Here is a 10,557-nt window from a genome sequence, read left to right on the forward strand (position 1 = left end):
GTGTTAGGTGTTAGGTGTTAGAAAGTAAAAAAACTAACTACTCAATACTTATGTCTTGTAACAAGAAAAAACAGACTGAGCGGAGTCGAAGTCACTATTTCTTAGGTGGATATTTCTCAAAAGCTTTCAATAAAACAGCTTTAAAATAGGCTTTGCATTCTTCTGGTGTTGCTTCTTCTTTAAAATATCCTTCTACAATAGCCTGCCAAAACAACTTATCTTCTCGCACATCTACAAAATCGATTACTACTTCTTGGTTTCGTTTGGAGCTTCCAATTGGCAATCCAATAGTTACTCCACCACCAACACTGCGTCCGCCGCCGCCAACTCCTACTCCAACGCCACCATTTCGATCGGGTTCAAAAGCAGCTGTTTCTATATTAATGTAAAAATCGGGTGTAGCTGTTCGCTTAAAACCGCGCGATTGCATAATAGAATCTGTCAAACGAAACAAACGTTTATCATTCAATTCATTCAAACCTGTCTCTATCTCTGGGAAGAAATTGTATGTTGTATACTTGGCAAAGTCGGTACTTCTTTCATAATCATATATTGCTTTTGGGGCAGTACACGATACAATTAATAATACTACACAAGCAATTCCGAAATATTTCATAGCGTTTCTTTTTCATCAAATTCACTACAAGATAGCAATAATTATTCCATAAAAAATCCTGTTTCATGGGAAAAACAGGACTTTTAACGTTATGTTATGCTTTGTCTATTCTTTATCAAATAATGCTTTGTGAATAAACCCTGCTACAATTGCTCCTAAGATTGGTGCAACCCAAAATAGCCAAGTTTGTGGTAAATAATCTCCACCTGCAAATAATGCTTGACTTGAAGAACGTGCTGGATTTACCGAAGTATTTGTAATTGGAATACTTATTAAGTGAATCAGTGTTAAACACAAACCGATAGCCATTGGCGCAAATCCTTTTGGTGCTCGTTTATTGGTGCTTCCAAGAATGACTAGCAAGAAAAATGCTGTGAGTAAAAATTCAGCAATAAAAGCAGACATCATAGAAAATCCACCTGGCGACAAACTATCATATCCATTTGCTGCAAAACCTCCAATTTCCTTATCGGAACCTGTAACAATAAAATACAATGCTCCAGCTGCCAAAATAGCACCCACAAGTTGAGAAACGATGTAACCCGGCAAATCTTTTCCAGAAAATTTTCCTCCAGCCCAAAGACCTATAGAAACTGCCGGATTAAAATGTCCTCCTGAAATATGCCCAACAGCATACGCCATTGTCAATACAGTAAGACCAAAAGCTAGTGAAATCCCTACAAGACCAATTCCTCCTCCTGCTAAAATTGCGCTTCCACAACCTCCAAACACAAGCCAGAATGTTCCAAAAATCTCTGCAAAATACTTCTTCATAATTTATATGTTTTATTGATTAGTATCATCAAGATATAGAAAAAAGCTACACCAACCATCTTAACTTACTAACAACTATATATTTAAAAAAACTCTAATAAATGTGTTTTCCTTTATTTATCACTTGCAGGCTCTTATTTTATTTTTGCAGAATTGTTAATATTTAATTTGAATATTCGCATTTATCAATCTTACAAAAAACCGTATCTTTGCAGGACATTTATTTGAGTCTAAAAAAATTCAAAATAAAAAACAAAGAGATGAAACGAGTCATAACGATCTTCTGCTTTGAAGCAAGATTTTTATTGGCGAACACCATCTGACAGAATTAATAAAATAGAATATAACAGATGAAACTTGCATTATTAACAATTGGTTTACTATTATTAGGTGTTGCAGGAATTGCAATTAAAATTTGGGCAAAGAAAGACGGAAAGTTTGCAGGAACTTGCGCAAGTCAAAACCCAATGTTAAACAAAGATGGAGATGCTTGTGGATTTTGTGGAAAAACTCCAGATCAATTTGAAAATTGTTCAGAGCCACAACATCAATAAATAGTTAGCTTCTCTCCTATTTTATGACTCTAATCCTTTTGTACGCTTTTATAGCCGTTGCAGCTATTCAAGTAATTTACTTTTTATTTTTTGGACTGTTTGCTTTTGACAAAACGAAACGAAGTAAGCCTATTGATGTTCCTGTTTCCATCATTGTATGTTCAAAAAACGAAGCGGAAAATCTCAAAATCCTAATTCCCGAACTTTTACAACAAGCCTATAAAAATTATGAGATTGTACTCATTAATGATGCTTCTTCAGATGAAACTCAGGATGTAATAGAAGATTTTCAAAAAGAAAACGACAATATCAAACTTGTCAATGTAGAAAACAATGAAGCATTTTGGGGAAATAAAAAATACGCACTCACACTCGGAATTAAAGCAGCAACCAACAATTATTTAGTGTTTACAGATGCAGATTGTGTTCCAGCTTCTAGAAGTTGGTTGGCAGAAATTACGCAGCATTTTTCAAGCACAAAAACAATTATTATTGGATATGGCGCGTATGCGAAAAAAAAATATTCATTCTTAAATCTTTTGATTCGGTTTGAAACCTTAATGGCAGCCGTACAAGCGTTCAGTTATGCAAAACTAGGAATTCCTTACACGGCAGTTGGTCGGAATTTAGCCTATCACAGAAACGAATTCTATAAAGTCAACGGTTTTGTAAATCATATCAAAATACGTTCTGGCGATGACGATTTGTTCATCAAAGATGCAGCGACTAGCAAAAACACCGCAATTTGTTTTTCTAAAAACAGTTTTACCATTTCGCAACCAAAAACAACATTTACGTCTTGGTTTCGTCAAAAAAGAAGGCACGTTAGTACTTCATCACATTACAAGTTTATTCACAAATTCTTATTAGGTGCTTTTTACAGTACGCAAGTTTTATTTTGGGCGCTCGCTATCTTTTTAGTGTGCACTTCACTTTGGATTCCTGCTTTGGGAATTATAGGAATTCGCCTGCTCATTCAATATTTTATCATCGGATTTTCGGCAAGTAAACTCAAAGAACAAGACACCTTATATCTACTCCCAATTTTAGAGCTCTTTTTAGTTATCATACATTTTGGTATCTTTATAGCGAACAAGATTTCAAAACCAACGCATTGGAAATAGCAGAAACGATTCTGAAAGCATACATACAAAAGGCTAAATTGGGCAATCAAGTAGCTTTCAATTTTCTACTGAATTCCTTTTGGAACGATGTGTATGGTTTTCAATTAAAACGTGTTCAAAATGAGAACGATGCGGAAGATATTACCATTCAAACCTTCTCAAAAGCTTTTGATAAAATAAATACATTCGACGAAAAATATAAGTTTAAAACATGGCTGATTACGATTTCTAAAAATGTTCATATTGACTTTCTTCGCAAGAAAAAAACATTGATTGAAACTACGCCAGAACAAGAAGAAGAAGTGTATCAAATTGTGGATGATGGTCCAACTCCAGAAGATAAAATCATTACAGAACAAAATTTAGCGAATCTATTACGCGATATTAAAAAGCTAAAACCGCATTACCAAGAAATCATCAACTTGCGCTATTTTCAAGAGTTGAGTTACAAAGAAATTTCAGAACAACTACAAGAACCAATGAATAATGTGAAGGTGAAGTTATTGCGCGCAAAAAAGTTACTTGCAGAAATTATTCAAAAACAATGAGTACTTCTTTTATAAAAAAACTAGGTCCAGGATTATTATTCGCAGGCGCTGCCATCGGCGTTTCTCATTTAGTAAATTCAACGAAAGTTGGTGCCGAATTCGGTTTCGGATTGCTTTGGGCATTATTACTAGTAAATTTATTCAAATATCCATTTTTTCAATTTGGTCCACGATATGCGGCTGCCACAGGTGAAAGTTTGTTAGATGGTTATAAAAAATTAAGCAAAGGATTATTGGTTGCCTATTTTATTTTGTCATTTGCTACGATGTTTACCATACAAACCGCAGTTACGATTGTCACAGCTGGTTTGGCTTCACAGTTATTTGGAGTTGAATTATCTATGGAAATTTGGAGCACAATTATTACCTTAATTTGCTTAGGAATTTTGGCAATGGGACGGTATTCCTTTTTGGATAAATTAATGAAAGTCATCATCATTACATTGACAATAAGTACCGTTGTAGCAGTTACTTTTGCCTTATCTAACGGAAATGAAGCCTTGACAGCAGGACAAATTTTCCCAGCAGAAATTGGCGGAATTACATTATTGATTGTTTTTATGGGATGGATGCCAGCTCCGCTAGATATTTCTATTTGGCATTCACTTTGGGCTATTGAAAAGCGTCAAGAAACAGAAGGTTTCACACCAAAAACAGCTTTGTTTGATTTTAACTTTGGATACATTGTAACCATCATACTTGGTGTTTGTTTTATGGCATTGGGCGCGTATGTAATGTTTGCTTCAGGAATTGAATTTTCTTCAAAAGGAGGCGCATTTGCTTCACAATTGATCGATTTATATACTAAAAACTTAGGAAGTGGCGCGTATATTATCATTGCTATTGCGGCGTTTACAACCATGTTTAGTACAACTTTGACAACTTTAGACGCTTCTCCAAGAGCCATGGCAAAAACGAGTCAGTTGTTATTTGGAAAATACATTAAGCACAGTTATATATTTTGGATGTTGATTCTTGTTGCAGGAACCGTACTTATTCTCACACAGTTTTTAGCTAACATGAGTACTTTAATTTATGTTGCTACGGCGCTGTCATTTATCACAGCTCCTTTTTATGCGATTTCAAATTATATTCTTATCACAAGTAAACACACTCCTAAAGAATGGCAACCGAAGCTTGGATTGCGCATTTTAAGTTGGTTGGGAATTATCTTTTTGACAGGATTCTCGATTTGGTATTTGACGACGGTTTAGTTGTCAGTTGTTGATTGTTAGGTGTTAGGTGTTAGGTGTTAGGTGTTAGGTAAAAACCTTTTTTATTTTACATTTAGCGTTTTACATTTTAAATTCATGATTTCAAATTGGTACTTCGACAAGTTCAGTTTAAACAAATCCACAACGAAGAACAAACAACGAACAACTACATAAAAATAAAAGAGATTCTTTGTATCTTTGCGTTTCATATTTTCAATGAATAGAAAAGTTGCTATGGGTATAGAAACAAAAGCAAGTGTATTGCCTCCAAAAGGAAAACCGAAATGGCTTCGTGTAAAGCTTCCGACAGGAAAGAAATACACAGAACTTCGTGGATTGGTTGACAAGTACAAATTGAATACGATTTGTACGTCTGGAAGTTGTCCAAATATGGGCGAATGCTGGGGAGAAGGAACAGCTACTTTTATGATTTTAGGAAATGTATGTACACGCTCTTGCGGATTTTGTGGTGTAAAAACAGGACGACCAGAAACGGTTGCTTGGGATGAACCTGAAAAAGTAGCGCGCTCTATTAAAATTATGCAAATTAAGCACGCTGTTTTGACTTCGGTTGATCGTGATGATTTGAAAGATATGGGAAGTATTATTTGGGCAGAAACAGTGAAAGCTGTACGCCGAATGAATCCTACTACAACTTTGGAAACATTGATTCCAGATTTTCAAGGAATTGAACGTCATTTAGATCGTATTGTCGAAGTTTCTCCAGAAGTAGTTTCGCATAATATGGAAACGGTTCGTCGTTTGACACGTGAAGTACGAATTCAAGCAAAATATGATCGTAGTTTGGGTGTATTGAAATACTTAAAAGATCAAGGAATCAATAGAACGAAATCAGGAATTATGCTTGGTTTAGGCGAAAAAGAAGATGAAGTGATTCAGACACTACACGATTTGAGTGAAGCAAATGTAGATGTAGTTACCATCGGACAGTATTTACAACCAAGTAAAAAGCATTTACCTGTACAACAATTCATTACGCCAGATCAGTTTGATAAATATCGTGAGATTGGTTTGGAATTAGGTTTCCGTCATGTAGAAAGTGGCGCGTTGGTACGATCTTCTTATAAAGCGCATAAACATATTGAGTAATTTTGAATTTTAAATTTTGGCTAGTTGCTTTCGCTTCTAGCCTTTTTCTTTTTTTATGTTTTTTCACAAATGCACGAATTTGTTTTTGATACGTCACTGCGAGGAGCTTGCGACGTGGCAGTCTGTTGCTAAGTATTCTCCGAGTTTTCTTTGAAACAGATTGCCACACGTTTTTCATTTCGCTACAACTCAATGTAAAACGCTCGCAAAGACGTTTCGGGAAATGTGCGTTTCCAAGTACTTCTCGATACAATTCACATGGGCGAATCACTCGAAGTGACGTTTATGCTTTCCAAGAAATATATTTTGATCTCAATAATGTTCGCAATGATATTCCTAAAATCGTGCATCATAAATCTACTTTAGGATATACAATACCTACTATGCAACAATTCTAAATTTTAATTTATTTACCTTTCAGAACACCAAATTGCCTATTCAGAACATTTAAAAGTTATGAGGTATCATGTTATATATCTTTGTTTAGATTTATTCATTTATGAACCCCAATCCTACCTATCTAAAATATCCTGAATATGCAAAAACTATTACTTTCACTCATTTTTATTACAGTAACAACTACCAATTATGCGCAAGGCATTTTTGATAGTTCTATACACACTGCCACTACTTTTGGGAGTGTAAATTCTCCTAGCGGAGAAGGAGCACAAAATGTAATTGACCAAAATTCGAATACAAAATATTTAGATTTTAATGCCAATGATGGCATCGGTTTTCAAGTCGATATGTTAGGTGTTGCAAGTAGAGTCACGAGTATGGAATTTGTGACTGCTAATGATGCTCCAGAAAGAGATCCGACAAATTATGAAATTTTTGGTTCTAATGACGGCACCAACTTTACAAGTATCACTACAGGCGTAATTCCATGTATTTCAACACGTCTTTCTTCAAGAACATTTTCTTTCCAAAATACAAATTCGTATACACATTATAGATTAAATTTCACAGGAACTTGTAGCTCGTCATCCATTCTTCAAATTGCAGATGTGCAATTAATTAATTGCGATATAACCATCAATACACAACCTCAAGATGTAAGTGTTATTGAAGGCAGTGATGCTAGTTTTAATGTTACAGCTTCTGACACCAATAGTATGTATCAGTGGTACGGAGAAGGAGAGCTTATTACTAATAAAACTACTACTGATGGATTAGGGAATAATGTTTGTAGAGGAGTATACGAATCCAACAGCACTATTTATGCAGGTACATTTGGAGGTTTATCAATATCTACTGATGGAGGAACTACATTTACCAATAAAACCACAGCTAATGGATTAGGGAGTAATATCTGTTCAGATATATACGAATCCAACGGCACTATTTATGTAGCTACATCTGGAGGTTTATCGATCTCTACAGATGCAGGAAATACCTTTACCAATAAAACCACAACAGATGGATTAGGGAATAATAACTGTGTAGGGGTATACGAATCCAACGGTATTATTTATGTGGCTACAAGTGGTGGAGGTTTATCGATCTCTACAAATGCAGGAAATACGTTTACTACTAAAACCACAACAGATGGATTAGGAGATAATTTCTGTCGAGATGTATACGAATCCAATAGTATTATTTATGTGGCTACAAGTGGAGGTTTGTCAATCTCTACTGATGCAGGAAATACCTTTACCAATAAAACCATCGCTGATGGATTAGGGAATAATGGTTGCCTAGCAATATACGAATCCAATGGCACTATTTATGCGGCTACAAGTGGAGGTTTATCCATCTCTACAGATGCAGGAAATACCTTTACCAATAAAACCATCGCTGATGGATTAGGAAATAATTTCTGTCGAGATGTATACGAGTCCAACGGTACTATTTATGTCGCTACAGATGGAGGTATATCGATCTCTACAGATGGAGGAGCTACTTTTACCAACAAAACCACAGCAGATGGATTAGGGAATAATGTTTGTAATGGTGTATACGAATCCAACGCTACTACTTATGTGGCTACAAATGGAGGTTTATCTATTATCAGCTCTTTTGTACCAATAGCTGGCGAAACCAACGCAACACTTACGCTAAATAATGTACAATTGACAAACGATGGCAGTCAATACTTTGTAGAGGTGTTTAATGCATCAACATGTAACGTGCAAAGTAACCTAGTTACATTAACAGTTGATCCTTGCGATATAGCCATCATGACTCCGCCTCAAAATGTAAGTGTTATTGAAGGAAGTGATGCTAGTTTTAATGTTGTAGCTTCAGGTACCAATGTTATGTATCAGTGGTACGAACCAGGAGAGCTTATTACCAATAAAACTACAACAGATGGATTAGGGAGTACTATTTGTTATGATGTTTATGAGTTCAACGGTATTATTTATGTGGCTACAAATGGTGGTTTATCGATCTCTACAGATAGAGGAAGTACGTTTACCAATAAAACCACAACAGATGGATTAGGGAATAATGTTTGTAATGGAGTATACGAATCCAACGGCACTATTTATGTGGCTACAAATGGAGGTTTATCGATCTCTACAGATGGAGGAAGTACGTTTACCAATAAAACCACAACTGATGGATTAGGAAATAATATTTGTAATGGAGTATATGAATCCAACGGTGCTATTTATGTGGCTACAGTTGCAGGTTTATCGATTTCTGATAATGGAGGGAATACCTTTACCAATAAAACCACAACTGATGGATTAGGGAATAATGTTTGTAATGGAATATACGAATCCAACGGCACTATTTATGTGGCTACAAATGGAGGTTTATCGATCTCTACAGATGCAGGAAATAATTTTATGAATAAGACCACAACAGATGGATTAGGAGCTAATGATTGTAAAGGCGTATATGAATCTAACGGCACTATTTATGTAGCTACATTTGGAGGCGGTTTATCAATCTCTACAGATGCAGGTAATACCTTTACCAATAAGACCACAACAGATGGATTAGGGAGTAATATTTGTTTTGATGTATACGAATCCAACGGTGTTATTTATGTGGCTACACCTGGAGCTGGTTTATCGATTTCTATAGATGGGGGAATTACTTTTACCACTAGAACGACAGCTGATGGATTAGGGAGTGATTTCTGTCGAGGAGTATACGAATCCAACGGCACTATTTATATAGCTTCAGGTGATATAATTTTTGGTGGTAGTTTATCTATTATCAGCCCTTTTACACCATTAGCAGGCGAAACCAACGCAACACTTACGTTAAATAATGTACAATTGGCAGACGATGGTAGTCAATACCTTGTAGAGGTGTTTAGTTCATCATTATGCAGTGTTCAAAGTAACCTAGCTTTCTTGAATGTTGATGCAACTTTAGGAGTTGACACCAATACTATCATTGAAAAACTGAGTCTTTATCCCAACCCTTCTCATAGCATATTAGCTATTACTGGACTTAAAGAGACTAAAGATTATGTAATTTATGATATTCAAGGAAGTAAGATCGTTCAAGGTAAGATTACAAATAATCAACCTATTAATATAGAGAAATTACAATCTGGTGTTTATTTTTTAAAATTAAAAGATGTAGAAAACGTTTTTAAATTTATAAAGTCATAAAACAGATTTACTTAGGTACAAACTATCAACTTCTTAAAGCGCCTAAGTCTGGTATATCTGTTAAAAGAGCTTTGTAAAGAATTATAAATTAGGCTAGTTGCACTTCGCTTCTAGCCTTTTTTTGACGCTCTGCGTCATGCTAAACTCGATTCAGCATTTCATCTATTTTTCTATTTTTTTCATTGACTTTGTCGAATCTTCGATTTCCTGCCTTTCGATTCTCGCTCAAGATAAACTACGGCAGGAATCTATAATTTATTGAAAGGTTCAATGGCTTTGTGTATGCTTACTCTTTTTGTCATATGTACCGAACGGCATTTTGAGTGTTTTTTTCGTTGCGTAGCAAAATAAAAAATGCACTTCAACAAGTTCAGCAGAACTAGCGAGAAGTGCCATGACATAGATAGTTTCTGAGTACTTCTCGATACAGTTTTTCTTCATTTCATTTCGAAAAACCACTCGAAGTGACGATTGTGGTTTCAAAGAAGTCTAAGAACTCAAAAGACAAAGTTTCTAAAGTCGAACTTTTTGATAGAGGATTTGAAAGTGCTCAATTTGTTTGTTAAAGAATATTCTAACTTGCTTATAGCATCTTAAAATCAAAACAAAGAAAATGCTATTACTAAAGAAACAGATTGCTACGTTGCTATGCTTCTCGCAAAGACGTATCAAATATATCCAAAATCTAATAGCGAAGCGATCTAATATCTAACAGCGGAAGCGGTCTAAAAGATTCCCGCCTTTGCGGGAACGAGTCTAAAAGCAACGCGAGTCTAAAAATCTAAGTTCGTCTAAGCAAGACTAGTATACTTCCTACAAATTTGTATCTTGTATTCGTACAGAAATATTAGAATACAAAAAACAAGTATGAGCAAACCACAAGAGATTTTAGAGTTAGAGAAAGTGTATGGGATTACGTTGACAGAAACTAAGAATGAAGGTAATATTATGAGTTGGACTAATTCAAATAAATATCTTTTAAATGACAAACAAGAAGTTATTGGATTGAATTTATCTGGAAATCAAATTACCAAAATTGAAA

At 35.1% G+C, this 10,557-nt stretch carries 8 protein-coding genes; 6 read left to right on the forward strand and 2 right to left on the reverse strand.

The annotated features are described in order from the left end of the window. Window positions 1-94 precede the first annotated feature (94 nt). Both ACRBBL_RS27155 and aqpZ read right to left on the reverse strand, forming a co-directional pair. A complete protein-coding gene (locus ACRBBL_RS27155) occupies window positions 95-616 on the reverse strand; it encodes a DUF4136 domain-containing protein (protein WP_431372253.1) in 522 nt (173 codons plus the stop codon). A 105-nt stretch (window positions 617-721) separates the two neighbouring features. Next, entirely contained in the window at window positions 722-1,390 is a 669-nt protein-coding gene (aqpZ, locus tag ACRBBL_RS27160) for an aquaporin Z (protein ID WP_431372254.1), read from the reverse strand. Between the two features lie 350 nt (window positions 1,391-1,740). On the opposite strand from aqpZ, the gene ACRBBL_RS27165 reads away from it, so the two are divergent. The 6 genes from ACRBBL_RS27165 to ACRBBL_RS27190 all read left to right on the forward strand — a co-directional run bounded on the left by ACRBBL_RS27165 (window position 1,741) and on the right by ACRBBL_RS27190 (window position 9,515). Continuing rightward, window positions 1,741-1,944, forward strand: coding sequence for a membrane or secreted protein (locus ACRBBL_RS27165; protein WP_431372255.1), 204 nt, complete (start codon window positions 1,741-1,743; stop codon window positions 1,942-1,944). A 23-nt stretch (window positions 1,945-1,967) separates the two neighbouring features. Next, on the forward strand, window positions 1,968-3,068 hold the full coding sequence (locus ACRBBL_RS27170; protein WP_431372256.1) for a glycosyltransferase: 1,101 nt from the start codon (window positions 1,968-1,970) through the stop codon (window positions 3,066-3,068). Then, window positions 3,059-3,616 (forward strand): RNA polymerase sigma factor, encoded by a 558-nt coding sequence (locus ACRBBL_RS27175; RefSeq protein WP_431372257.1) that lies wholly within the window; start codon window positions 3,059-3,061, stop codon window positions 3,614-3,616. Before ACRBBL_RS27170 ends, ACRBBL_RS27175 begins: the two co-directional genes overlap by 10 nt. Beyond that, a complete protein-coding gene (locus tag ACRBBL_RS27180; RefSeq protein WP_431372258.1) occupies window positions 3,613-4,830 on the forward strand; it encodes an Nramp family divalent metal transporter in 1,218 nt (405 codons plus the stop codon). The genes ACRBBL_RS27175 and ACRBBL_RS27180 overlap by 4 nt, the downstream gene beginning before the upstream one ends. A 234-nt stretch (window positions 4,831-5,064) precedes the next feature. Beyond that, window positions 5,065-5,940: a lipoyl synthase gene (gene lipA, locus ACRBBL_RS27185; protein WP_431372259.1), complete on the forward strand. Its 876-nt coding sequence runs from the start codon at window positions 5,065-5,067 to the stop codon at window positions 5,938-5,940. Between the two features lie 536 nt (window positions 5,941-6,476). Further along, window positions 6,477-9,515 (forward strand): T9SS type A sorting domain-containing protein, encoded by a 3,039-nt coding sequence (locus tag ACRBBL_RS27190; protein WP_431372260.1) that lies wholly within the window; start codon window positions 6,477-6,479, stop codon window positions 9,513-9,515. The last annotated feature ends 1,042 nt before the right edge of the window (window positions 9,516-10,557 follow it).

This window comes from Kordia sp., from assembly GCF_050633145.1.
In the GTDB taxonomy this organism is placed as follows: Bacteria; Bacteroidota; Bacteroidia; order Flavobacteriales; family Flavobacteriaceae; genus Kordia.

Bases quoted from the DNA above. Each gene is read 5' to 3' on its own strand.
- ACRBBL_RS27155 (WP_431372253.1), bottom strand. From the start codon at position 616: ATGAAATATTTCGGAATTGCTTGTGTAGTATTATTAATTGTATCGTGT.
- aqpZ (WP_431372254.1), bottom strand. From the start codon at position 1,390: ATGAAGAAGTATTTTGCAGAGATTTTTGGAACATTCTGGCTTGTGTTT.
- ACRBBL_RS27165 (WP_431372255.1), top strand. From the start codon at position 1,741: ATGAAACTTGCATTATTAACAATTGGTTTACTATTATTAGGTGTTGCA.
- ACRBBL_RS27170 (WP_431372256.1), top strand. From the start codon at position 1,968: ATGACTCTAATCCTTTTGTACGCTTTTATAGCCGTTGCAGCTATTCAA.
- ACRBBL_RS27180 (WP_431372258.1), top strand. From the start codon at position 3,613: ATGAGTACTTCTTTTATAAAAAAACTAGGTCCAGGATTATTATTCGCA.
- lipA (WP_431372259.1), top strand. From the start codon at position 5,065: ATGGGTATAGAAACAAAAGCAAGTGTATTGCCTCCAAAAGGAAAACCG.
- ACRBBL_RS27190 (WP_431372260.1), top strand. From the start codon at position 6,477: ATGCAAAAACTATTACTTTCACTCATTTTTATTACAGTAACAACTACC.